Origin of the sequence: Pseudomonas sp. Irchel 3A18, assembly GCF_900187465.1 — a bacterium.
GTDB classification, from domain to species: domain Bacteria; phylum Pseudomonadota; class Gammaproteobacteria; order Pseudomonadales; family Pseudomonadaceae; genus Aquipseudomonas; species Aquipseudomonas cichorii.
Window position 1 is genome coordinate 14291 of record NZ_FYDI01000004.1, and the last position, 24585, is coordinate 38875.

At 59.1% G+C, this 24585-nt stretch carries 24 protein-coding genes; 2 read left to right on the forward strand and 22 right to left on the reverse strand.

Going from position 1 to position 24585, the window contains the following annotated elements:
- Positions 1-45: 45 nt before the first annotated feature.
- The 19 genes from CKW23_RS08395 to CKW23_RS08485 all read right to left on the reverse strand — a co-directional run bounded on the left by CKW23_RS08395 (position 46) and on the right by CKW23_RS08485 (position 17328).
- The gene (locus CKW23_RS08395; protein WP_095067399.1) at positions 46-2895 is read right to left on the reverse strand and encodes a FimV/HubP family polar landmark protein; all 2850 of its coding nucleotides are present in this window, start codon (positions 2893-2895) and stop codon (positions 46-48) included.
- A 108-nt stretch (positions 2896-3003) separates the two neighbouring features.
- A complete protein-coding gene (locus tag CKW23_RS08400; RefSeq protein WP_095067400.1) occupies positions 3004-4014 on the reverse strand; it encodes an aspartate-semialdehyde dehydrogenase in 1011 nt (336 codons plus the stop codon).
- Positions 4015-4097: 83 nt separating this feature from the next.
- A complete protein-coding gene (locus CKW23_RS08405) occupies positions 4098-4658 on the reverse strand; it encodes a DUF1285 domain-containing protein (protein ID WP_025260997.1) in 561 nt (186 codons plus the stop codon).
- A gap of 9 nt (positions 4659-4667) precedes the next feature.
- Positions 4668-5270, reverse strand: coding sequence for a DUF4823 domain-containing protein (locus tag CKW23_RS08410; RefSeq protein WP_025260998.1), 603 nt, complete (start codon positions 5268-5270; stop codon positions 4668-4670).
- Between the two features lie 161 nt (positions 5271-5431).
- On the reverse strand, positions 5432-6085 hold the full coding sequence (locus CKW23_RS08415) for a TetR/AcrR family transcriptional regulator (RefSeq protein ID WP_025260999.1): 654 nt from the start codon (positions 6083-6085) through the stop codon (positions 5432-5434).
- 121 nt (positions 6086-6206) lie between these two features.
- Positions 6207-6851 carry a LysE family translocator gene (locus tag CKW23_RS08420; RefSeq protein WP_025261000.1) on the reverse strand — a complete coding sequence of 215 codons (645 nt, stop codon included), beginning with the start codon at positions 6849-6851 and terminating at the stop codon, positions 6207-6209.
- Positions 6852-7211: 360 nt separating this feature from the next.
- A complete protein-coding gene (locus CKW23_RS08425; RefSeq protein WP_095067401.1) occupies positions 7212-8000 on the reverse strand; it encodes a TatD family hydrolase in 789 nt (262 codons plus the stop codon).
- Between the two features lie 13 nt (positions 8001-8013).
- Complete coding sequence (locus tag CKW23_RS08430; protein ID WP_025261002.1) at positions 8014-8370, reverse strand: PilZ domain-containing protein; 357 nt, start codon at positions 8368-8370, stop codon at positions 8014-8016.
- A gap of 33 nt (positions 8371-8403) precedes the next feature.
- Positions 8404-9390 (reverse strand): DNA polymerase III subunit delta', encoded by a 987-nt coding sequence (locus CKW23_RS08435; protein WP_025261003.1) that lies wholly within the window; start codon positions 9388-9390, stop codon positions 8404-8406.
- Entirely contained in the window at positions 9383-10015 is a 633-nt protein-coding gene (gene tmk / locus CKW23_RS08440) for a dTMP kinase (protein ID WP_025261004.1), read from the reverse strand. The genes CKW23_RS08435 and tmk overlap by 8 nt, the downstream gene beginning before the upstream one ends.
- A gap of 19 nt (positions 10016-10034) precedes the next feature.
- Positions 10035-11162 (reverse strand): endolytic transglycosylase MltG, encoded by a 1128-nt coding sequence (gene mltG / locus CKW23_RS08445; protein ID WP_025261005.1) that lies wholly within the window; start codon positions 11160-11162, stop codon positions 10035-10037.
- A 3-nt stretch (positions 11163-11165) separates the two neighbouring features.
- Positions 11166-11981, reverse strand: a complete 816-nt coding sequence (pabC, locus tag CKW23_RS08450; RefSeq protein ID WP_025261006.1) for an aminodeoxychorismate lyase — start codon at positions 11979-11981, stop codon at positions 11166-11168.
- Entirely contained in the window at positions 11981-13225 is a 1245-nt protein-coding gene (gene fabF / locus CKW23_RS08455; protein ID WP_095067402.1) for a beta-ketoacyl-ACP synthase II, read from the reverse strand. Before fabF ends, pabC begins: the two co-directional genes overlap by 1 nt.
- A gap of 109 nt (positions 13226-13334) precedes the next feature.
- A complete protein-coding gene (gene acpP / locus CKW23_RS08460) occupies positions 13335-13571 on the reverse strand; it encodes an acyl carrier protein (RefSeq protein WP_004884578.1) in 237 nt (78 codons plus the stop codon).
- Positions 13572-13762: 191 nt separating this feature from the next.
- The gene (gene fabG / locus CKW23_RS08465) at positions 13763-14506 is read right to left on the reverse strand and encodes a 3-oxoacyl-ACP reductase FabG (RefSeq protein ID WP_025261009.1); all 744 of its coding nucleotides are present in this window, start codon (positions 14504-14506) and stop codon (positions 13763-13765) included.
- 15 nt (positions 14507-14521) lie between these two features.
- Positions 14522-15460 (reverse strand): ACP S-malonyltransferase, encoded by a 939-nt coding sequence (gene fabD, locus CKW23_RS08470; RefSeq protein ID WP_095067403.1) that lies wholly within the window; start codon positions 15458-15460, stop codon positions 14522-14524.
- Between the two features lie 118 nt (positions 15461-15578).
- On the reverse strand, positions 15579-16601 hold the full coding sequence (gene plsX / locus CKW23_RS08475) for a phosphate acyltransferase PlsX (protein ID WP_095067404.1): 1023 nt from the start codon (positions 16599-16601) through the stop codon (positions 15579-15581).
- 4 nt (positions 16602-16605) lie between these two features.
- Positions 16606-16788 (reverse strand): 50S ribosomal protein L32, encoded by a 183-nt coding sequence (gene rpmF / locus CKW23_RS08480; RefSeq protein ID WP_003179396.1) that lies wholly within the window; start codon positions 16786-16788, stop codon positions 16606-16608.
- A gap of 12 nt (positions 16789-16800) precedes the next feature.
- Positions 16801-17328, reverse strand: coding sequence for a YceD family protein (locus CKW23_RS08485; RefSeq protein WP_095067405.1), 528 nt, complete (start codon positions 17326-17328; stop codon positions 16801-16803).
- A 106-nt stretch (positions 17329-17434) separates the two neighbouring features.
- Between CKW23_RS08485 and CKW23_RS08490 the strand changes: the two genes are divergently transcribed.
- Positions 17435-18013 carry a nucleoside triphosphate pyrophosphatase gene (locus CKW23_RS08490; protein ID WP_177434631.1) on the forward strand — a complete coding sequence of 193 codons (579 nt, stop codon included), beginning with the start codon at positions 17435-17437 and terminating at the stop codon, positions 18011-18013.
- A 52-nt stretch (positions 18014-18065) separates the two neighbouring features.
- Here the strand turns inward: CKW23_RS08490 and sppA are convergent, their stop codons facing one another.
- From sppA to rluC, 3 genes are read right to left on the reverse strand one after another with little or no spacing between them, the layout of a single operon-like run.
- Positions 18066-19067, reverse strand: a complete 1002-nt coding sequence (gene sppA, locus CKW23_RS08495; protein ID WP_095067407.1) for a signal peptide peptidase SppA — start codon at positions 19065-19067, stop codon at positions 18066-18068.
- A 25-nt stretch (positions 19068-19092) separates the two neighbouring features.
- Positions 19093-19755 carry an HAD-IA family hydrolase gene (locus CKW23_RS08500; RefSeq protein ID WP_095067408.1) on the reverse strand — a complete coding sequence of 221 codons (663 nt, stop codon included), beginning with the start codon at positions 19753-19755 and terminating at the stop codon, positions 19093-19095.
- On the reverse strand, positions 19745-20701 hold the full coding sequence (gene rluC / locus CKW23_RS08505; protein ID WP_025261016.1) for a 23S rRNA pseudouridine(955/2504/2580) synthase RluC: 957 nt from the start codon (positions 20699-20701) through the stop codon (positions 19745-19747). Before rluC ends, CKW23_RS08500 begins: the two co-directional genes overlap by 11 nt.
- A gap of 722 nt (positions 20702-21423) precedes the next feature.
- On the opposite strand from rluC, the gene rne reads away from it, so the two are divergent.
- A complete protein-coding gene (gene rne / locus CKW23_RS08510; RefSeq protein WP_183143737.1) occupies positions 21424-24561 on the forward strand; it encodes a ribonuclease E in 3138 nt (1045 codons plus the stop codon).
- Positions 24562-24585: the final 24 nt, after the last annotated feature.

A 24585-nucleotide genomic window follows, 5' to 3' on the forward strand; every position in this document is an offset into this window, starting at 1 on the left:
AGCAAACGGCCGCAAAAGCGGCCGTTGCTGTACTAGCAGGCTGAATCAGGCCAGTCGCGACAACATCTCGCGTGCTTCACTCTTCTGACCGTCATCCCCTTCGCTGACCACTTCGTCGAGAATATCCCGAGCCCCGTCGGCATCACCCATGTCGATATAGGCACGCGCCAGATCCAGCTTGGTCGCCGCCTCATCGGTACCCGACAGGAAGTCGAACTCAGGTTCGTCTTCCAGTGCCGCATCTTCAGCCGTGAAGCGAGGCTCATCGAGCGGTGGATGCTCCAGATTCTGGGAAAGACGATCCAGCTCGGCGTTGACGTCTTCGATCTCGGAAGCGAACGCCTGGGTCGCCTGATCGGTTTCAATCTCATCAGCCAGCGACAGATCGAAATCTTCAGGCAGCTCCAGATCTTCCTCGACTGAAGGTACGGGCTCACCCAGATCGAGAGGATCGTCACCCAGGCTCAACAACTGATCATCCTCGGCCTTGAGCGCTGGCTCTTCCGACGAAAGATCCAGATCGAAATCGGCCAGATCATCGACACCGGCCGCCGCCTGAGCATCTTTCTGCTGCTGCATGATCGACTCGAAGCTCAATTCTTCGTCGTCACTTGCAGCCGAAATACCCGGTTCGTCCAGCAACAGGTCGTCCAGATCGTTGATCGTGGAAACCTCGGCCACAGGCGTTTCGTCGAACTCGTCCAGGCTCAGATCGAAATCGTGATCGAACGGATTGTCTTCTTCGACAACAGGTTCAGCCACCACAGGTGCAGGCTGCCCGGCAACAGGCTCGGGTTCCAGCTCAAGCTCTGGCTCTGGTTCAGGAGCAAGCACAGGCGTTGGATCTTCGGGATCCTCGGCCAGAAGCTCTTCGACATACTTGGCATCCAGCTCCGCCGCCACGGCAGCCGCCGTGACCGCCGCCGCAGCGGCTGCAACGGCAACCTGCGGAGCAACGGCAGGCGCTGGCTCTGGTGCTGGAGCAGGCTGCGGCGCAGCAGGTGCCTGAACAGGTTCAGCAGCCACCGGTGCCGTTACAGGTTCCGGGGCCTTCTCGGTCGAGTATCGATCCTTTAGCTGCTCGACCTCAGCATTACGCTTTCCCGCAGCCACCAGCTTCCGTTCGTGGGCCGCATAGGCCTTGTTGTTACCCTGCTCGGCGTAGATTTCCATCAGCTTGCGGCGAATGTCGTCACGCGAAGGATCTTCCTTGACGGACTCTTCGAGCAGCTCGATCGCCTGATTCATGCGCCCGTAAGCAATATGGATTTCGGCCTGAACCAGCGGATCGGCCGGACGCTCACGGGAGGCAGCAGCGGCGGCGGCCGGAGCTGCGCCCATCTTGACGTTAGGCGGCGGCACATCAAGCCCGTCGAAGCTGGCCTGAGGCACGTCCATGTCCATATCGGAAACGAAGTCGGACTCTTCTGCCAGGGCACGCGCCATGCGCTTGTGCTTTTCAGCCTCGGCCTTGGCATTGCGACGACGAGCCAGGAACAGCAGCAACAGCGCCAGGATCAGAAGAACCCCACCACCGATCAGGCCCAGCATGACCGGATTGTTGAGGATGGCGTTGAGTGGATCTTCTTCCTGGGCTGCGACAGGTTCAACGGCCAGAGGCTGATCGGCAGCCGGTGTCGCCACCTGAGCAGCCAATGCATCCTCGGGAGCCACTTCGCCCGCAGGCTTGAGCGGCGCACCATTGGCGTCGACCAGTGCAGCCGGCACTGCCGGATTGACGGGCGCGGCAGGCGCTGCTGCCCCGGCTTGCACCTTGGCCAGTTGATCGTTCTTGAGTTCGATGAGGCGTTGCAGTTTATCGAGCTGGCTTTGCAGATCGTTCATGCGGCTTTTCAGCTCGGCATTGTCACGACGCGAGGTATCAAGCGCTTCCTGGGCCACGGCCAGCTTGTTGCTCAGATCGGCGTCACCTGACGCACCTTTGGCAGCAGGTTTGCCACTGGCAGAAACCAGGCTGAGGTTGTCACGGGTTTCAACCTGCGACGGAGCCTCACCGGCTCGCGTACGCCGGGTAGCATCCACCTGACGGGTACCCGCTGGCAGACGACGCCCTTCGCGCCAGGCGCGATATTGCTGGGAAACTTCCGCCAGAGCCTGAGGCTGAGGCAGCGCGGTGGTTTGCTGAGGCGTCGGCAGACGCAACACCTGGCCCTTTTTCAGGCGGTTGATGTTGCCGCCGATGAACGCATCGGGGTTCAACGCCTGGATTGCCAGCATGGTCTGTTGAACCGTGCCCGCCGTACGAACCTTGGCGGCGATTTCCCACAAGGTATCGTTATTGGTGGTGACGTATTGCGCAGGCTTGTCCGCAGCAGGAGGCGGCAAGGCGGCCTCAGGTGTCTGGGCTGGAGCAGGCGGCGCAGCAGGTGCAGGTGCGGCGGCTGGCGGCGCAACCGCTGGCAATTGCGCAGGCGCTGCTGCCGGGGCGGAAGGAACTGCGGCAGCGGCACCCGCCGCGGCGGCCTCTGGCGAGAACTTCGGCGGATCCAGCAACAGGCTGTATTCACGCAGCAACCGGCCATTAGGCCAGAGCACCTGAACCAGGAACTTCACATAGGGATCGCGCACCGGCTTGCTGGAAGTAATGCGCAACACGCTTTTACCACTGGCATTGATGACCGGGGTAAAAGTCAGGTCATTGAGAAATGCCTGTCGCGTGACACCCGCCTGAGCGAAATCTGCAGTAGTTGCCAGACTCGGGACAACTTGTGCAGCATCGAGGCCCTGCGCCTGAGTCAATTCAATCTCGGCTACCAGAGGCTGGTTCAGGGTCGACTTTACCGACAATTCCCCGAGCCCCAACGCCTGCGCCATACCTGATGACAGCGCCGAAGCCGCAGCAATTGCTAATACCAGTTTACGAACCTGAACCATAGCCCATCCCTTGTTTAAAGATCCCCCGGTATCCGGGGAGGTAGTCCTGCATTGGGTGTAAGGCATAGCGCCGCTAGAAATATTCTTCAAATTGTTGCCAAGTATCTTTTACACATAGCCTTTTATCAACAATTCGCCAACCTGCACAGCATTCAAAGCGGCTCCTTTTCGAACATTATCGGAAGTAACCCACAAATTAAGTTGCTCTGGATCGTCTATTCCGCCACGGACACGGCCTATATAAACAACGTCCTGGCCTACGGCATCACCCACCGGCGTCGGGTAATCACCCGCGTCGACCAGTTCGATACCTGGCGCGCAATCGAGCAATTCATTGACCGCCGCGATATCCACCGGGCCTGCGGCCTGCACCGAAACACTGAAGCTGTCACCAAAGAAAACCGGCACCTGGATGCAACTGGCAGACACCTTGAGTTCAGGCAGCGCCAGCAATTCGCGCACTTCCTCCACCAGCCGCTTCTCAAGCGAGACATGGCCCGACTCATCTGGCGCGCCGACTTGCGCCAACAGATTGAAAGCCATCTGCCGATCAAAGAAGCGTGTTTCCAGCGGGCGAACGTTCAACAGCTCGGTGGTCTGGCGTGCCAGCTCGGCAACGCCTTCGCGCCCCAGCGTAGAAACAGCCAGACAGGCTGTGACGTTGATTCGCACGATATCCAGGACACTGCGCAAAGGCGCGAGTGCCAACGCCAGCGCCGTGGCCGACGCACTCGGGCTGCTCACCAGATGCGGTCCGGCATTCTCGACAAGCAGGTCACCATTGACCTCGGGAACCAGACGCGGCGCCTGACTGGCAGGCAGCGCACCGGAAAGATCCACGACCGAACAACCGGCGGCAATGGCGCGGGAAGCGAAACTCAGGCTGACGGCTGGACCGGCGGCGAAAAATGCCAGGCGAACCTGGCTGAAATCGAACGCATCGACTTCGCGCACACGAACGTTCTTGCCCCTGAACGGCACGGAATGGCCGGCAGATTCGATGCTGGCCAGCAGGTGCAGATTGCCGACCGGGAAATCGCGTTCTTCCAGAATCTGGACGATGGTTTCGCCGACAGTACCGGTGGCACCGATCACGGCGATATCAAAGGACTGACTCATGCAAAAACCTCAGGCAAAACAGGGAGCGGCACTTTAACTGTCGCGATGCCAGCAGGCAATCAAGCCTGCAGAGGCAAACAGTCTCAGGGTTCCAGGCCAATCGGGAAGAATGAGCCATGGCTCCATACACCCAGCCAGGTCTGGCCGTTCAACTGACGCGAAACCGCCAGCTCGACCAGCTCATAAAACACATTGCGATGAATCAGGGCTTCAAGATTGCTGCGCACATGAACGTACGGCGAAGGCTCCTGAGTGACAGGATCGATCAGGACGCGGATCGGATGCTCGGGCCCGGCCTCGACTTCATCCTCCACATGGGTGACAAAACGCAGGACCTGCGCCTCACCCTCGCCACTCACTTGCACAGCGATCGCTACGAAAGGAGCGTCATCGACCTTGATTCCCACCTTCTCCACAGGAGTGACGAGAAAATAGTCGTCGCCATCGCGACGCAGGATGGTGGAAAACAGGCGAACCATGGGTTTGCGGCCAATCGGCGTGCCCAGGTAGTACCAGGTGCCGTCCCGGGCGATACGCATGTCGATATCGCCACAGAAATCCGGATTCCACAAATGAACAGGCGGCAGCCCTTTGCTTGCAGGAATCTGCGAAAGCAGATCGGTGGCCTTGCCTGAATCACTCATGTCCTGCCCCTAGTTTTCCACACCCAACAGTTTACGAGCGTAGTCCCGAAGGGGCGGACCAAGCAAATCCTGAGGCCGGGTATCGTAAAGTGTCAGCAATCCGCCACGGCTGCGAATACGAGCGCTGTCGATGAGATAGCGGGTGCTGGTTTCGATGAGCATCAACTGAATGACGCCGCTGTCTATGCCCAGACGATCCAGCGCTTCCTGATCGGACCATTCATCGGTAGTGCCGATACGGTCATCGGCCTTGGCAAAGCGCGTGTAGAGCAAGTAATGCGCGCCGGCGCTACGGGCTTCGATCATGGCGTCGTCCAGGCCTACTGGCGCAGCAGCACGGCGGACCATGGGGAAGTATTCGACAAACCCCTTGAACGCCTCTTCGGCGACCACATTGGGACGCGGATAAGCACGGCCTGGCGGCACGAATGGGCCCTGGGCGATATAGATGAAGGAGTCCGGCTGAACGCGCCAGTTGCCCAGGCGACGGGTTTCGCTGTGATCGAGCAGGCCAGCATCACTGAATTGCTCACGAACGCCCTCCCCCATATCACTGACTTTCATGCAACCACTCAACGCCAACAGCGTCAGCAATAAGACCAGGCTACGCATCATATCCTCCCAGATGCCGGTGACGGAAAACCGGCGAATGGTCGTCGGATGCAGCTTCCGCGCCAAACAAGCCCCTACAGGGTCAATGCGGGAGCCAATTCATTCGCAAGAGGCCGGCATATCCCACAGTCCGGGAGACGTCTTCGCGAATGAATTCGCTCCTACGAGCCCGGTTTTACATCCGGCAAGGGATCGCTGTCGCGCTTGCGCTTGTTGCCCATGCGCACGCCGATATCCATCAGGAAGTGGAAAAAACCTTCCTGATCTTCCAGCACGTTGCTCCAGAAAGGCGAGTGATACAGCGCAACTGCGCCATGTACCAACGCCCAGGCCGCGCAATAGTGATAATAGGGAGGCACGTCTTCCAGCTTGCCTTCGGTGATCCGCCCCTTGATCAGCAGGGTCAGGTGCTCGAAGTTGGAAGCCCGGATCTTGTGCAGTTCTTCGACCAGCTCGGGAACCTGATTGCCCTTGACGACTTTCTCTTCCAGGCGATCAAAGAGTCGATAGCGCTGAGGATCGCGCATACGGAATTCAAAGTAGGCACGCGACAGCGCCTCCTTGTCCTTGTCGACATCGGCCGAGTGCAGCAACTCGTTCAGGTCGCGCTCGTAGTCGAGCATCAGGCGCAGGTAGATCTCGGCCTTGGACTTGAAGTGCTTGTAGATCGTGCCTTTGCCTATGCCCACGGCATCCGCGATCATCTCGACGGTGACACTGTCTTCACCCTGTTCGAGGAACAGCTTTAGCGCGGTGTCGAGAATTTCCTGCTCACGGCGGCGAAATTCACGGATCTTACGAGGTTCTTTCTGCATAAGGAGATCTGTAGGGATCAAAATCGAAGCCGCGTATTATGCCCAAATGGCGCCAGATTGCACGGATCATCCGACCATCTCAACGCATATGGAGCAATTCATACCGAAATGGCCGTTCTGGTTACGCAAGCGCAGGCTGCCCCACGAACTCCATGTAGCCGGTAATCACGACATACAGGGTGAAATAGGCAAAGATCAACGCCGAGGCGATATAGGACCACTTCAGCATCTTCTCGCCCATGATCCGTCCGCCCTGATGGGCCAGCGCACACAGGGTAATCGACCAGACCACACCTGCCGCGAGAAACCCCGCCAGGAAGGAGGAGGCGCTCGACATGTCCGAGCCCTGCCGGGCAATCAACGCCCCGCCAACCGCCGCGAACCACAGGATAGCGCTGGGCGATGACATGGCCAGGAAGATACCGCGAAAGAACAGCGAGGGCGCCGTCCTGCCCCATTGCCCGCCCTGGCTTTCGATACCGGCACTGACGCCCACTGCACTTCTCATCATCTTGAAGCACAGGTAAGCCAGAACCGCCGAACCTCCCAGCCAGAGCACATAGCGCACCATTTCATATTGCAGAAGGACGGCCATGCCCAGCATTGCCAGGACCGCGTACACCAGATCGCCGATGCAAGTCCCCAGGCCGAGCCACAAGCCCCGGGAAAAACCCTGCTGCATGGCAAGCGTGATCATCGCGATATTGGCCAGTCCGATATCAAGGCACAGCGAAAGACTCAGCAGGAAACCGTTGGAAAATTCCATTTAAACCCTCGAAAACCCAACCGCTCTTGCCGTGCAATACAGGCAATCAGGACAGGAAAAGATCAATTTCATTCAAATCAGGGACTTTCAGCGAAGAGATAAAATCTCCCTGAACAGCGCCGCTCATTGAGCAATCAATAACCGGTTTAGTATTCCAAAACTGTTTAAAAAACGAACAACCTGTACTGGACGCGCCACCATCCTGATCGATACTTAAAGCGCTGGCATGTCATACATCCCCCAAGTGACCTGCCGGTAGAGGCGCCAAAGGACCGTGTGCCTTTGTTTTACTCCTAATGGTCTTAACCCGGCTTCACCCCCCAGAATCCGGGTTTTTTTTGCCTGCGATTCAAGGGTGTGTCACGGCTTCGATACGTGGGCCATAGGAAACAGCCGGGCAAAGTTTTCTGTGGTCTGCTCGGCAAAACGCTCATAAGGCTCGCCGCGCAACATCGCCAGGAACTCGGCCACTTCACGCACGTATTGCGGCAGGTTTGGCTTGCCGCGATAAGGAATCGGCGCCAGATAAGGGGAATCGGTCTCGACCAGCAAGCGATCGGCAGGTACCTGACGCGCCACATCACGCAGCGCATCGGCATTGCGGAAGGTCACGATGCCCGACAGGGAGATATAGAAACCCAGGTCCAGCGCTGCCTTTGCCATTTCCCAGTCTTCGGTGAAGCAATGCAGCACACCTGCCTGCGGCAGTGCAGCTTCACGCAACAGATTCAGGGTATCGGCACGCGCCCCGCGCGTATGCACGATGACTGGCTTGCCGGTGACGCTGGCCGCCTGCAGGTGCAGACGAAAGGATGCCTGCTGAAGCTCGGCAGCCTCGGGCTCATAGTGATAATCCAGGCCGGTTTCACCGATGGCCACTACCCGTGGGTGATTCAGCTCGGACAGCAGCCAGTCCAGAGCAGGCGCTTCGCCGGGCTTGAGATCCAGCGGGTGAATACCCACCGAGCAGTCCACGTCGTCATAACGCTCGGCCAGGGCTTTTACAGCGCCGGCATTATCGGCGCTGACGCCGATACACAGAAAATGCCCGACACCTCTGCCACGCGCCGCGTCAAGGGCAGCGTCCAGAGAGCCATCGTGCTGGGTGAGGTCAAGGCGGTCGAGGTGGCAATGCGAATCTACAAGCATGGGTAAAAGGCAACTACATCGTATGAGTGGGACGGTCGGACTTAAGGGCTCCAACCAGATAGGTTTCGATCAGGTTACGAGCGGTATTGTCACCGTCGTTGAATTGCACGCCGACACCGGCGGCCCGGTTGCCTTGTGCGCCCTTGGGAGTGATCCAGGTCACCCTGCCGGTCACCGGAACTTTCTCCGGTTCATCCATCAGATTGAGCAGCATGAACACTTCATCACCCAGCTTGTAGCTTTTGCTGGTAGGAATGAACAGGCCGCCATTCTTGATAAAAGGCATGTAAGCCGCATACAGCACGGATTTGTCCTTGATGGTCAGGGACAGAATGCCGTTCCGCGGACCTGTACTAGGTGGCAAGCTCATTGCTACTCCTCATAGGTTCCCAAGTCTGCGAGTCTACGCCTGTCCGGGCAGACCTGCCCACTGCACCAGCAAGGCTTCGAGCAGCAGCACGCGATTGAGGTTGGCCTTGGACAAGACTTTCTGTCGCTGCGCCAGCACCCAGTCCTGAATCTCCAGCACTTTGGTGCGGGGCGTTTTTTGCGCCAGATACTGCACGACCTTGCGCATATCGCTCAAGCCAAGGCCTTCTTCATCCTCAGTCAACTGGTAACGCAGGATCAGGTGCGACCAGTCGCAGAACCAGTCGAACAGCAGCAACAGCGGGATATCCTTCCAGCCTTCCGCAAGCTGGGTCGGCGATTGCTGCTGCTTGAGCAGCTTTTTCACGCCCTCCACCACCTGGACACGCTGTTCGCGAATACCCTGGGCCTGAAGCGAAACCGCCGCCAGAGGCGAACCGGCCGCAAGGGTCAGCAACTCCACCCGCTCTTCTTCGGAGCTGTCCGGCAAGGCCGTTGCCAGCCATTCCAGGCTGGCTTGCCCACTCGGCAGCGGGCAGGCCTGCTGCACACAGCGGCTCTTGATGGTCGGCAGCAACCGGCTCGGCTGATGACTGACCAGCAGCAGGACCGTATTGCCCGAAGGCTCTTCAAGACTTTTCAACAGCGCGTTGGCCGCGTTGATGTTCATCGCCTCGACCGGCTCGACCAGCACCACCTTGCGCCCGCCCATTTGTGCGGTCTGCACGACGAAACTCACCAGATCGCGAACCTGATCGACCTTGATGGGCTTGTCTGCCTCTTCCGGTTCCAGCACGTAATTATCAGGATGGCTGCCAGCCGCCAGCAGCAGACAGGACTTGCACTGCCCGCAGGCATCAAGCCCTTCGGGCCGCTGGCACAGCAAGGTGTGCATCAGACGCTCGGCCAGCGCACGCTTGCCGATCCCCACAGGACCATGCAACAGATAGGCATGAGCATGCTGGGAACGACCGGCCATCTGTTGCCACAGAGACGTCTGCCACGGATAGGCTTCAGCCACGGTGCCGCTCCAGCAACTCGGGCAGCAACGCATCCAGGGACGACTGGACCTGAGCCAGTGTCTGAGACGCATCCACCAACCGGTAACGCGCAGGCTCGGCGTGTGCCCGCGCCAGGTAAGTACTACGCACGGCGTCAAAGAACGCACGGCCTTCCTGCTCGAAACGATCCAGTCGGCCTCGTGCAGCGGCACGCGCCAGACCCACTTCGACCGGCAGGTCGAACACCAGCGTCAGGTCAGGCCGCAAGGTGCCCTGGACAAAGCTTTCCAGTGTGGCAATACGCTCATGGGACAAGCCGCGCCCGCCGCCCTGATAGGCATAGGTCGCATCCGTGAAACGATCACACAAGACCACTTCACCACGGGCCAGGGCAGGACGAATGACTTCGGCCAGATGCTGGGCACGTGCGGCAAAGACCAGCAGCAGTTCGGTATCGGCAGACATGGCTTCGTCGCTGGGCGCCAGCAGCAATTCGCGAATACGTTCGGCCAATGGCGTACCACCGGGCTCACGGGTCAACAGCACCTCGATGCCCTGGGCACGCAACTGAGCCGCCAGGTAATCGCGGTTGGTGCTTTTGCCAGCACCTTCCGGGCCTTCAAGGGTGATGAACAAGCCAGTCACAGGCAATCCTTAGTTGTTTTCATTGCGAGGCTGAATCGCCGGGCGGCGCATCGGGCGCAGCCGCGGGTTCGGACTCTGTGGGAGTCGAGCCGGACCCGGCAGGCGCTACCGGAGTCGGTGCCGGGCTGGATCGGTAATCTGCACGGCGTTTGAGCTGATATTCGCGTACCGCTGCGTTATGGGCATCCAGATCGTCGGAAAACACATGGCTGCCATCCCCTTTCGCCACGAAGTACAGGCTGGTGCCCGATACGGGGTTGAGGGCCGCATTGATGGCTTCGCGTCCAGCCAGAGCAATCGGTGTCGGCGGCAGGCCGGCAATGACGTAAGTGTTGTAAGGCGTCGCCTCTTTAAGATTGGCGCGGGTCAGCTTGCCGTTGTAGCGCTCGCCCATACCATAGATCACCGTCGGATCGGTCTGCAGCATCATTCCCAACCCCAGACGACGGACAAACACACCGGCAATTTCACCACGCTCGCGAGGCACGCCGGTTTCCTTTTCCACCAGCGAAGCCATGATCAAGGCCTCGTAAGGATCCTTGTAAGGCAAATCCGCAGCACGCTTGCTCCACTCCTCCTCTAGCACGTCTTGCAGACGGTTGTAGGCCTGCTTGAGCAGATCGGCATCGCTCATGCCGCGCACATAGCGGTAGGTATCGGGAAAGAAGCGGCCTTCAGGGAAGACATCGGGATGCCCGAGCCTGACCATCAAATCCTTGTCGCTCAACCCGGCCAGGGTCTGTTCGAGCTTGGGCTGCCTGGCCAGTGCGGCGCGAACCTGACGGAAGTTCCAGCCCTCCACCAGCGTCAGGCTGTACTGCACGACTTCCTTGCGCTTCCAGACGCCAAACAGGGCTTGCACGTCCATGCCCGGCGTCATGCGGTATTCGCCACTGTGCAGCGGCTGTTCGGCCAGATTGAAACGCCAGTAAACACGCAACCAGAAGGCGTCCTTGATCACGCCGTCATTCTCAAGGCGATTGAGCACCAGGGAAGGCGACGATCCGGCAGGTACGTCCAGCAGTTGTTCCTGAGTGACATTCAGAGGCTGGTTCAACGCTTCCCGCTGCTTCCACCAGGCAAAGCCCAGCGTCAGACCTGCCAGGACTGCAGCGATTTCCAGCAACACCAGTATTTTTCGGATCACGAATCAGTTATCCAGAAGTGCTCGAGCAATATCTTGCAGTTTACGGGTGAGCGGACCAACCGGCCAGTTCAGCCTTGAAAAGCCACGCACCGGCCACACGCCATAAACGCTATTGCACAGAAACAGCTCATCCGCCTGTTCAAGGTCGGACAAGTGCAGGTCACGGATATCGACAGCAATACCCTGATTTCGTGCCTGATCCAGCAACTCGGCACGCATCACGCCCGCTACACCGCAACGACTCAGGTCAGCCGTCAGCAGGACACCATCGCGAACCAGAAACAGATTGCTGTAGACGCCTTCGATCACGCGGCCGGAGGTATCGCACATCAGACCTTCGGCATATTCGCTGTCCTGCCACTCGGAGCGGGCCAGCACTTGCTCCAGGCGGTTCAGATGCTTGAGGCCGGCCAGCAACGGCTGCTCAGCCAGACGGGTCTTGCACGGAAAAAGACGTACGCCCTGCCCGGCATGGGCCGATGGGTACGCGGGAGCCGCAGAGCCCTGCAGAATGCGTCGCGACTGGGTATCGGGGGCTGGCGCGTAACCGCGCTGGCTGTCGCCGCGGGTCAGGATCAGTTTCATGACGCCGTCGCCCAGTTGCGCAGCGAAGCGGGTCATTTCAGTACGAAGCAGCACCTGATCGACAGGGATGGCCAAACGGTCACAGGATGTTTCAAGGCGCTGCAGATGCCGCTCGAACAGCAACGGCTGGCCCTTGCTGACGGCGATGGTTTCAAACACTCCATCGCCATAAGCCAGACCTCTGTCCCTGAGGGACAGAGAATCTTCGGGGCAACCGTCAACCCAGGCGAGCATCACTCGCTGAACCGACGGAACACCAGCGAGCCATTGGTACCGCCAAACCCGAAGGAGTTGGAGACGGCAACATCGATCGGCATGCGACGCGCCTCATGAGGCACGAAGTCCAGATCACAGCCTTCGTCCGGCTCATCCAGGTTGATGGTCGGTGGCGCAACCTGATCGGCAATCGCCAGGACACTGAAAATCGCCTCGACCGCACCAGCGGCACCCAGCAGGTGACCGGTCATGGACTTGGTGGAGCTGACTGCCAGCTTGTAGGCGTGATCGCCGAATACCGACTTGACCGCCGACGCTTCAGCCAGGTCGCCCGCTGGCGTCGAAGTGCCGTGAGCATTGATGTACTGGACCTGCTCGACATTGAGCTTCGCATCGCGCAGCGCATTGGCGATGCAACGGGCCGCACCGGCACCGTCCTCGGGTGGCGAAGTCATGTGATAGGCATCACCGCTCATGCCAAAGCCAACCAGCTCGGCATAGATGGTCGCACCACGCGCCTTCGCGTGTTCGAGCTCTTCGAGTACCAGAGCACCTGCGCCATCGGAGAGCACGAAACCGTCGCGCCCCTTGTCCCACGGACGACTGGCACGTGCCGGGTCATCGTTGCGGGTAGACAACGCACGCGCCGCACCGAAGCCGCCCATGCCCAGACCACAGGCTGCCATTTCGGCGCCACCGGCGATCATGACGTCAGCTTCGCCATAGGCGATATTGCGCGCAGCCATGCCAATGCAGTGAGTACCGGTGGTACACGCCGTGGCGATGGAGTAGTTAGGACCCTGTGCCCCCAAATGGATGGACAGGAACCCGGAAATCATATTGATGATCGAGCCCGGCACAAAAAACGGAGAAATCCGCCCAGGCCCCTGCTCGTGCAGCAGACGACTGCTGTTTTCGATGTTGGTCAGACCACCGATACCCGACCCCATGGCAACGCCAATACGCTCGCGGTTGGCATCAGTGACCTCAAGACCTGCATTGCGCACAGCCTGAAAGCTGGCTGCCAGGCCGTATTGAATAAAGAGATCGAGCCGACGCGCTTCCTTCGGCGCCAGGTATTCTTCGACATTGAAGCCTTTGACCGAACCACCGAAGCGGGTGGTGAAGGCCGAAAGGTCAGTGTGCTCGATAAGGCCGATGCCACTACGGCCCGCCAGAATCCCTTGCCAACTGCTGGGCACATCATTGCCCAATGGCGAAAGCATGCCCATCCCGGTGACCACGACGCGTCTACGCGACACAGGACTCTCCTTCTCTATTGTTGACAAAACATCGCTTTTTCAAAGAAAAAACCGCACGCCGGTAAGAGCAGTGCGGTTTTCACATCACAGCAACAACGATTACAAAGTCTTAAGCCTGGTGGCTGTTGACGTAATCGATAGCAGCTTGAACGGTGGTGATCTTTTCCGCTTCTTCGTCAGGGATTTCGGTCTCGAATTCCTCTTCCAGAGCCATTACCAGCTCAACGGTGTCCAGGGAGTCAGCACCCAGGTCTTCAACAAAGGAAGCGGTGTTAACGACTTCTTCTTCCTTGACGCCAAGTTGCTCGGCAACGATTTTCTTGACGCGCTCTTCGATGGTGCTCATACCTAGTTTTAACTCCTAGTGAAAATATTCAGGCATCTGGCCAGAGGGTAAGTGTATAGAAGAGGTTTTGATGATTTCAAGCTTCACGCTCCTCCACCGAACCTCACCCGCCAATTGCCTATTTGTAGATTGCAGTTTTACAACGGATTTTAGACAGCTCGCATGACACTTTTTGAAACGAACATCCACTCTTAGCTCATGTACATCCCGCCGTTGACCGGGATTGTAGCCCCGGTAACGTAGCCTGCGCCTTCCGACGCAAGAAAAGCGACAACATGTGCAATCTCTTCAGCCTGACCCAGACGCCCCAGAGGGATCTGAGTGATCAGGGATTGACGCTGAGCTTCAGGCAGCTCGCGCGTCATGTCCGTATCGATGAAGCCTGGTGCCACCGAGTTAACGGTCACGGCACGGGAACCGACTTCACGAGCCAGTGCACGGCTGAAACCTTCCAGACCGGCCTTGGCAGATGCGTAGTTTACTTGACCTGCGTTGCCCATGGCACCGACAACCGAACCAATGCTGATGATACGACCCCAACGAGCCTTGGTCATGCCACGCAATACGCCCTTGGACAGGCGGAACAGACTGTTCAGGTTGGTGTTTACTACATCATGCCATTCGTCATCTTTCATGCGCATCATCAGGTTGTCCCGGGTAATACCGGCATTGTTCACCAGAATCAGCGGCGCACCGACACGCTCCTGAATGGTGGACAGCACCGAATCCACGGACTCGGCATTGCACACATCCAGCGCCAGGCCGAAGCCTTCGATGCCGTTTTCCTTGAATGTAGCAGAGATGCGCTCGGCACCGGACTCAGAGGTCGCGGTACCCACAACGACTGCACCATTGCGGCCCAATTCCAGGGCAATGGCTTGACCAATTCCACGACTGGCACCAGTCACCAGTGCAACTTTACCTTGCAGGCTCATGCAAGCTTCTCCTAATCAGGCCAGTGCCGCACGAGCGGCGGCAAAGGCGTCCGGGGTATCCAGGTTGTAGGTAATCACGCCTTCGGCGCAACGCTTGTTCAGACCAGCCAACACCTTGCCCGGCCCACATTCCACCAACTGGGTCGCACCATGGTTCGCCAGGCTCTGGATGGATTCCACCCAGCGTACCGGCTTGTACAACTGCTCCAGCAGATCACGCTTGAGCGTAGCCAGATCGTTCACGGCAGCGGCGCTGACATTCTGCACCAGAGAGATGACAGGCGCTTGCCACTCGATAGCCTCGATGGACTCGGCAAAGCGCTCGGCCGCCGGACGCATCAGCTCACAGTGGGAAGGAACGCTGACCGGCAAAGGCAATGCACGTTTTGCGCCACGGGCCTTGCACAGCTCCATTGCGCGCTTCACCGCCTCGGCGGCACCGGCAATGACGACCTGGCCCGGCGAGTTGAAATTCACGGCGCTGACCACTTCGCCCTGCGCAGCTTCGGCGCAAGCCGCGATAACATCGGCATCGTCCAGCCCCAGGATGGCAGCCATGCCGCCCTGACCGGCCGGAACCGCTTCCTGCATCAGTTGACCGCGACGCTCCACCAGCTTGACCGCATCGGCAAGACTGAGGCTCTGGGCAGCAACCAGTGCACTGTATTCGCCCAGGCTGTGACCGGCCACGAACGCCGGAACCGCACCACCTTCGGCCAGCCACACATGCCACAGGGCAATGGACGCCGTCAGGATGGCAGGCTGGGTCTTGTCGGTCTGGTTAAGCGACTCGACCGGACCTTGCTGGGTCAGCGCCCAGAGGTCATAGCCCAGGGCATCGGATGCCTGTTCAAAAGTGTCGAGGATCAACGGATGCTGTGCGCCCTGCTCGGCGAGCATGCCGAGCGATTGCGATCCTTGACCCGGAAAGACGAATGCGAGGGATGCAGACATGTAACAGGCCCCTGAATTGTTGTCGCCGAAAAATAGGCGTCCGGGCATGCCGAACGCAGGAATTCAAATTTGCATGACTGCACGTTTGGATGACTGGCCAGTCAATTGCGTCACATTTTCAGGAATCACTACTTTGCAGTAACACTTCAAGCCGCCCGCGCAGGCGTTGCGGCAGGTTTTCCCGAACCTCGATCAGCGCCCGCTGGATCGCACTCTCGAACCCCTGGGCGCTCGCCGAACCATGACTCTTGACCACAATGCCCTGCAAACCCAGCAGGCTTGCGCCGTTGTGCCTTGCAGGCGCAAGCTCGGCCTGCAGACGCTTCAATAAAGGCATCGCCAGAACCCCGACCGCCTTGGCCATCAGGCTGCGCCTGAACAGCTCATCCATTCGCGCCACAATCATGGTCGCCAGCCCTTCGCTGGACTTGAGCAGCACATTGCCGACAAAGCCGTCACAGACCACCACATCCGCCTCGCCGCGATACAGGCCATCGCCCTCGACGAAACCGATGTAGTTGATCCCTCTGGCTGCCTGCAACAAGACGGCAGCCTGCTTCACCTGCTGATTGCCCTTGATGTCCTCGGTGCCGACATTGAGCAAGGCAACCCTGGGGCTTGCAACCCCGAGCGCCTCCGCCGTGACTGCCCCCATGACTGCGAACTGATAAAGAGCCTCAGCCGAACAATCGACGTTGGCCCCAAGGTCCAGTAACTGACAATAGCCGCTGCGCGTGGGAATGGCGGCGACCATTGCCGGCCTGTCGATACCCGGCAAGGTCTTGAGCACAAGACGCGACAGCGCCATCAATGCACCGGTATTGCCCGCACTGACACAGGCCTGAGCCTGACCGTCAGCCACAAGCCCGAGCGCCACGCGCATCGAGGAATCAGGCTTGCCACGCAATGCCTGGGACGGACGCTCATCCATGGTGACCACTTCACTTGCATGAACAATATGCAGGCGCGAGCGATCCACACCGGAATGGCGGGCGATCAGTTCTTCAATCAAGGGAGCTTGGCCGACAAGGGCCAGATGAAGCGAGGGCGTAGCAGTCAGACACGCGAGGCTTGCCTGAACAATGTTGCGGGGACCGAAGTCCCCGCCCATTGCGTCGATCGCAATGATCGGAGCGGACAAGAAATTACTCGTCAGCGCCCTTGTCGATCACTTTACGGCCACGGTATACGCCTTCTGGCGATACGTGGTGACGCAGGTGAACTTCACCAGTGGTCTTTTCTACGGACAGAGTGCTTGCCTCAAGAGCGTCGTGCGAACGACGCATGTCACGGGCAGAGCGGGATTTTTTGTTCTGCTGAACAGCCATAATGATTAACTCCTAAACGTTTGGGTCACGCTTTAACTGCGCCAATACACTGAACGGGTTGGACCGCGTTACCTCGTCCACGCTCGGTTCGGGCTCATCGAGACCCGCCGGTTGCTGGCATTCTTCCGGATGATGAGCAGGCACAATCGGCAAGGCGAGCAAAAGCTCCTCCTCGATCAATGCCAGCAGATCCAATGGATCTTCGCCCAGTTCCAGCACGTCATAACCTTTCGGTAACGACTGGGTATTCGCACCCTCCTTCACCACAGCGTAACTGCACTCGCTGTGGATCGGCAGGGTGACCAGCTCAAGACAACGCTGGCAAACCATCTTGACCGAGACGTCGATGGAACTGTGGATAACCACAGACCGGCGCTCGTCACGCTCAAAAACGAATTTAGCCTGCACCGTACCGACATTGTCGGAAAGCGGGTCGCAGAGTCTCTCCAAATCGGCCAGAAGCACTTCACCTTGAAGGGTAGTGCCACGATCAGCCAATTTGCGCGGGTCAACGTGAGGTGGAATCGGGTCATTCAACATAGGCGCAGCATTCTAGGGATGCCCCCTTGGCATGTCAAAGGAAATTCAGGCCTGTTCGCAACTCAGGCCTCTCATTAGAATTGGCACTCAGCCCAAGGAGAACCGTATGCCATCCCTGCTTCTCGCCTCCAGCTCCCCTTATCGTCGCGAACTGCTGGGTCGCCTGCGCCTGCCATTCGCCTGCAAATCACCGGATATCGACGAAAGCCGTCATCCCGAAGAGAGCGCAATCGACCTTGTACAGCGTCTCGCCCGGAAAAAGGCACAGGCACTGGCCAGCGAATATCAGGACCACCTGATCATCGGCTCCGACCAGGTTGCCGTACTCGGCGACCAGATTCTGGGCAAGCCTCACACCTTCGAGCGCGCCCTGGAACAACTGTCAGCCGCCAGCGGCACCACCGTCACCTTTCTCACAGGCCTGGCCCTGCTCAATAGCAGAACCGGCCACTGCCAGATCGACTACGTGCCATTCAGCGTCCACATGCGCAACCTGGACCAGACCAGCATCGAGCGCTATCTGCACGCCGAACAACCTTTCGACTGCGCAGGCAGCTTCAAGGCCGAAGGGCTTGGGGTGAGCCTGTTTCGCAGCACCGAAGGCAGCGACGCCACCAGCCTGATCGGCCTGCCACTGATTCGTCTGGTGGACATGCTTATAAATGAAGGCGTGAGCATTCCCTGATACCAGAAACAGACAACCCGACCATTGGTCGGGCTGTCTGGCACATCAGGGATCAGCGCAACGTCGGCCCGTTGAAACCGGCCCACATTGCAATCCGCTCCGCGATACTGGCGCCCAGCTTCTTGGAGAACCGGTCAAAAGGCGACCCCTGAATGGTGTAGTCGACGATCTCTTTCTCACCAATCACTTCACGCGCCACATAGCTCGAACTGCCCAGGCCGTCGATCAGACCCAGCGCCAGAGCCTGCTCGCCAGTCCAGACCAGCCCCGAGAACAACTCGGGATGCTCCTTGTCCTTCAGGCGATCACCACGCCCCTGCTTGACGCTGGCGATGAACTGACGATGCGTCGTATCCAGCACGCTCTGCCAGAACTGCGTTTCGTCAGCCTTCTGCGGCTGGAACGGGTCAAGAAATGCCTTGTGCTCGCCCGAGGTATAGGTCCGACGATCCACACCCAGCTTTTCCATGATCCCGACAAAACCGAAACCGGCTGCCGTCACACCAATGGAGCCCACCAGACTGGCCTTGTCGGCGTAAATCTGGTCAGCGGCACTGGCAATGTAATAGGCACCCGAAGCGCCCAGATCGGTAATGACCGCATACACCTTGATATTCGGCTTCTCGGCACGCAGGCGACGGATTTCATCGTAGACATAGCCCGACTGAACAGGGCTGCCGCCAGGGCTATTGATACGCAGGATCACGCCCTTGGTCTTCGCATCCTCGAAAGCGGTGCGCAGACTGCCGACAATATTGTCGGCACTGGCCGATTCCTTGTCCGCAATCATGCCCTGCACTTCGATCAACGCGGTGTGACTTGCCCCACGCGAAGCGCTCTTTTCCATATCCATGAGCGGCGTGAACAGCAGCAACATGGTGAACAGATAGGCAAAGGTCAGAAACTTGAAGAAGATGCCCCAGCGGCGCGCTCGACGCTGCTCCTGAACACCCGCCAGCAGCGTCTTTTCCAGCAGCTTCCAGCTTTTTGCATCTTCCTTGCCAGCGGCGTCATCCGCTTTTTGCGAGGCAGGCGCTTTCCATTCGTCAGACATATCTCACTCACTCCAACCGCAAAGACTAAACGCCACGCCCACTCAACCAGGTGCGCAACTCAGGAAAACTCTCAATGGACAGACGCGGCTGAAATTCGCGCAGCGAAGCCATGGACTGAGCGCCATAACCGACTGCCACCGAATCCATGCCAGCGTTGCGCGCCATCAGCAGATCGAAGGACGAATCACCCACCATCAGCGAACGTTCCGGCCCCACGCCACAATGAGCCATGATCTCATGCAACATCAACGGGTCCGGCTTGCTGGCGGTTTCATCGGCAGCCCGGGTGATATCGAAGTAATCCAGCCAGTCGTTGGACTTCAGGACCCGATCAAGACCGCGACGCGCCTTGCCCGTGGCAACGGCAATCCGATAGCCCTCCTCGCGAAAGACCTCGATGGACTCGCGCACGCCCTCAAACAGAGGCGACGGCACCCTGTCCATTTCCATGTAGCTGTCGGCATAGCGCTGGCGAAACTCGAGCAGATCGCTCGGCGTGATATGCGGGTACAGCGTGCGAATCGCTTCCGGCAAGCCAAGGCCGATAATGCCCTTGATCGCCGGATCGTCACGGACCTCCATCCCACCCTGCTCTGCCGCTGTACGCATGGCCTGGACGATACGACCGACCGAATCGGCCAACGTACCGTCCCAATCGAAAATCAGCAGATCATAATCACGACGCACTCAAACGCTCCACGGTCTTGGCCCACATCTCATCGACCGGGGCTTGCAACTTCAGTTCGCCACCATCGGGCAATGGCACGGTCAGCATATAGGCATGCAGGAACAGGCGCTTGCCGCCCAGGTCGCGAATCTCGCGACTGAAATCTTCATCGCCATACTTGGTATCGCCGGCAATCGAATGCCCGGCATGCAATGTGTGAACACGAATCTGGTGGGTACGCCCCGTGACAGGCTTGGCCTCGACCATGGTTGCAAAGTCACCGAAACGGCGCAGGACCTTGAAAATCGTCAGGGCCTCCTTGCCTTCGTCATTGACCTCGACCATGCGCTCACCGGAACGCAGGTTGCTTTTGAGCAGTGGCGCATTGACCTGCTTCTGGGCGGTCGCCCAGTGCCCACGAACCAGCGCCATGTAGCGTTTGTCGACACCGTCGCCGCGCAGGGCGGCATGCAGGTGGCGCAACATGCTGCGCTTCTTGGCGATCATCAGCAGACCGGAAGTGTCGCGGTCCAGCCTGTGCACAAGCTCCAGCTCCTTGGCATCGGGTCGCAACTGGCGAAAGGCTTCGATGACACCGAAACTCAGGCCGCTGCCGCCATGCACGGCAATGCCGGCCGGCTTGTTGAGCACGATCAGGGCCTTGTCTTCGTAGACAATGGCTGCCTCGAGGCGCTGCAAAAGACCTTGTGCAACCGGTACCGGCTCATCACGCTCAGGCACACGCACAGGCGGAACGCGCACGATGTCGCCCGCCTGCAACTTGTACTCGGGCTTGATCCGCCCCTTGTTCACACGCACTTCGCCTTTGCGCAAAATGCGGTAAATCAAGGTCTTGGGCACACCCTTGAGATAAGTGATCAGAAAGTTATCGATGCGTTGACCGGCAAGTTCCGGGGCAACCTCTACCAGCTGAACGCCGGGGGTTGGGGGGGCAATATTCGTCATGCGGCAAATCATAACAATTTTTTATGGATTTGAAGCACTTAATGATTGCTGCTATAGTCGCGAACGCCGCCAAAAGCGGCCGGACAGCGGACAAACGGTTGACAACCGGCCCTGACCAACGCAATTCACGAGGACGGGAGGCCGTCCTACGAGGCGTTCGGTGACAACGGAGCACGCTGGAAACGTAACGAGCGCAGGTGACATGAGGCCTGAAACACGCCAGATCGCAGAGCAACCACTCGCCTTCCGCGCGCACAATTCACGGCCAGTTCACAAAGTGCAGTCGCTTCCAGACGCTACGAGCGAATGTTTCGGGAACAACGCCTCAAGCAATGATGCGCGAACTTCCCATAGAAGCTCGCGGTAAATGCCAACCCGCTGCGGATTCTGCGCACGGCAGCACCCGAATTATCAGGGATACGTGTAGGGTGGAGATGCACAACCATCGGACTGTGTAGCACAAGGCTTGTTCTAGACGCTTCATCTCGTCCGCTACCGATGGTCGATTCCTCCTCCTGACAAAGTTTTTGCTGTAAAGGGTGCCTTTTGTCACCCCAGCAAACAGGAAACGTCGTCGCGACTCTTCGATTCCTTATCGAGAACATCGCTAGACAATGGAGTGTCCACACACTCTTGACGCGCCCTGACACCGACCGTGAGAAGTCGTGTGTGCCGAACGCCGTTTCCGGCAGCCCGGAAACCGACGGTACTACATGAAAAGAATGCTGATTAACGCAACTCAACCCGAAGAGTTGCGTGTTGCTCTGGTAGACGGCCAGCGCCTCTACGACCTGGACATCGAGTCCGGTGCACGCGAGCAGAAAAAGGCCAATATCTATAAAGGCCGGATCACCCGCATCGAGCCAAGCCTGGAGGCTGCCTTTGTCGATTTCGGCTCTGAGCGCCACGGCTTCCTGCCCCTCAAGGAAATCTCCCGCGAATACTTCAAGAAGTCTCCTGAAGGCCGAGTGAACATCAAGGACGTCCTGAGCGAAGGCCAGGAAGTCATCGTCCAGGTCGAAAAGGAAGAGCGTGGCAACAAGGGCGCCGCCCTGACCACCTTCATCAGCCTGGCTGGCCGTTATCTGGTCCTGATGCCCAACAACCCGCGTGCCGGTGGCATTTCGCGCCGCATCGAAGGCGAAGAGCGCAACGAACTGCGTGAAGCCCTCAATGGTTTGATCGCACCGGCCGACATGGGCCTGATCGTTCGCACTGCCGGCCTCGGCCGCAGCAGCGAAGAAATGCAGTGGGACCTCGACTACCTGCTGCAACTCTGGACCGCCATCAAGGAAGCGTCCCTGGATCGTGCCGCGCCATTCCTGATCTACCAGGAAAGCAACGTCATCATCCGCGCCATCCGCGACTACCTGCGCCAGGACATCGGTGAAGTCCTGATCGACAGCATCGAAGCCCAGGAAGAAGCCCTGACCTTCATCCGCCAGGTGATGCCGCAGTACGCCAGCAAGATCAAGCTGTATGAAGACAGCGTTCCGCTGTTCAACCGCTTCCAGATCGAAAGCCAGATCGAAACTGCCTTCCAGCGCGTTGTCGAACTGCCTTCCGGCGGCTCCATCGTCATCGACCCGACCGAAGCCCTGGTGTCCATCGACATCAACTCGGCGCGCGCCACCAAAGGCAGCGACATCGAAGAAACCGCCCTGCAGACCAACCTCGAAGCAGCCGAAGAAATCGCCCGTCAGTTGCGCCTGCGCGACATCGGCGGCCTGATCGTCATCGACTTCATCGACATGACCCCTGCCAAGAACCAGCGCGCCGTGGAAGAGAAAGTCCGCGAAAGCCTGGAAGCCGACCGCGCCCGCGTTCAGGTCGGTCGCATCTCGCGCTTCGGTCTGCTGGAAATGTCCCGTCAGCGCCTGCGCCCTTCCCTGGGTGAAAGCAGCGGCATCGTCTGCCCGCGTTGCAACGGTACCGGCATCATCCGTGACGTCGAGTCCCTGTCGCTGGCTATCCTGCGCCTGATCGAAGAAGAAGCCCTGAAAGACCGTACTGCCGAAGTACGCGCCCAGGTGCCGATCCCGGTCGCCGCATTCCTGCTCAACGAAAAACGCAACTCGATCACCAAGATCGAGCTGCGCACTCGCGCCCGCATCATCATCCTGCCGAACGATCATCTGGAAACGCCGCACTTCGAAGTCCAGCGTTTGCGCGATGACAGCCCGGAAGCCCACAACAACCAGACCAGCTACGAAATCGCCGCTGCCGCTGCCGAAGTGGAAGATGTTGCACCACAAGCTGCTGCCACCCGCACCCTGGTTCGCCAGGAAGCGGCGGTCAAGACTGCACCAGCCCGCGCCAACGCACCGGTTCCAGCCCAGGCTGCCGCTCCGGTTGCAACACCTGTCGCTCACGAGCCAAGCCTGTTCAAGGGCCTGGTGAAATCCCTGGTGAGCCTGTTCGCGACCAAGGAAGAGCCTGCTGCACCGGTTGTCGTGGAAAAACCGGCCGCCGAGCGCCCTGCCCGCAACGAAGAGCGTCGCAACGGTCGTCAACAGAGCCGTGGCCGCAGCAACCGTCGTGACGAAGAGCGCAAGCCGCGTGAAGAACGTGCGCCACGTGAAGAGCGTGCCGAGCGCGCCCCACGCGAAGAGCGTGCCCCTCGTGAAGAACGCGCTCCACGCGAACCTCGTGAAGTCCGTGACGATTCGGCTCCACGCGAAGAGCGTCCGGCTCGCGCACCACGCGAAGAACGCGCACCTCGCGAGCGCAAGCCACGCGAAGCACGTGAAGACCGCCCTGTACGCGAACTGCGTGAACCTCTGGATGCAGCGCCAGCAGCCGCCCGTGAAGAACGCCCTGAGCGCGCTCCACGTGAAGAACGCCAGCCACGTCAGCCTCGTGAAGAGCGTCAGCCACGCGAAGAGCAGGCCGCAACAGCGGTCAGCGAAGAAGAGTTGCTGAACAACGAAGAACTGGCCAGCGAAGACAACCAGGAAGGCAGCGAAGGCGAACGCCCTCGTCGTCGCTCCCGCGGTCAGCGCCGTCGCAGCAACCGTCGTGAGCGTCAGCGTGACGCAAACGGCAATGTGATCGAAGGCTCCGAAGAAAACGAAGGCAATGACGATGCTGATCAGGTCGTGACTGCTGCGGTCGCTGCTGGCGTAATCAGTGCTCCGGCCGAGGCGCAAGCCAACCGCCAGGCAGAAATTGCCAACGCAGCAACTGAAACACCTGCTGAGACAACTGCCGAAGAAACACCGGCGCCTGTTGTCGAAGCACCTGCTGCAGAAGCCCAGCCAGTCGAAGCTCAGGTGGTAGAGGCCCCGGCCGTTGAAGCACCTGTTGCCGAAACTGCTGTAAAAGCCGAAGCCGCGCCAGAAGTCGAAGTGCAACCAGCAGCAGTCGAAGCCCCGGTACGTGCGGCCCAGGCTGAACTGTTTGAAGCGCCAAAGGCTGAAAATGTCGTGCCGTTCACGCCGACACCAGAGCCGACCCCGGAAGTTGCGGTAGAAGCGCCTGCTCCGGCAGAAGTACCCGCGACCGAATCCGCCGAGCTGCCAGTGCCTGCACCAGCCGCCGAGCCTGTGCTTGTTCAGGAGGAGCCCGCTCCTTATGCAGCACCACAGGCCGTGGAGCCAGAACCGGCACAGCAAGCAGAGCCTGCTCCTGCCGTAGTCGCTGAAACTCCAGCCCTGCCGGTCAGCAGCAATGGTCGCGCACCGAACGATCCACGCGAAGTTCGTCGCCGCAAGCGCGAGGAAGAAGAGCGTCGTCGCCAGGAAGCCGAACAGGCTGCTGCACCTGCCCAGGCGGCAACCGAAGAAAAGGCTGAAGAAGCCGTTGCTGCACAGCAACAGCCTCAAGCCGAGGAAAAGACCGAGCCTAAACCGCTCGTCTGATCCTCTCCCATGAAAAAGCCCTAC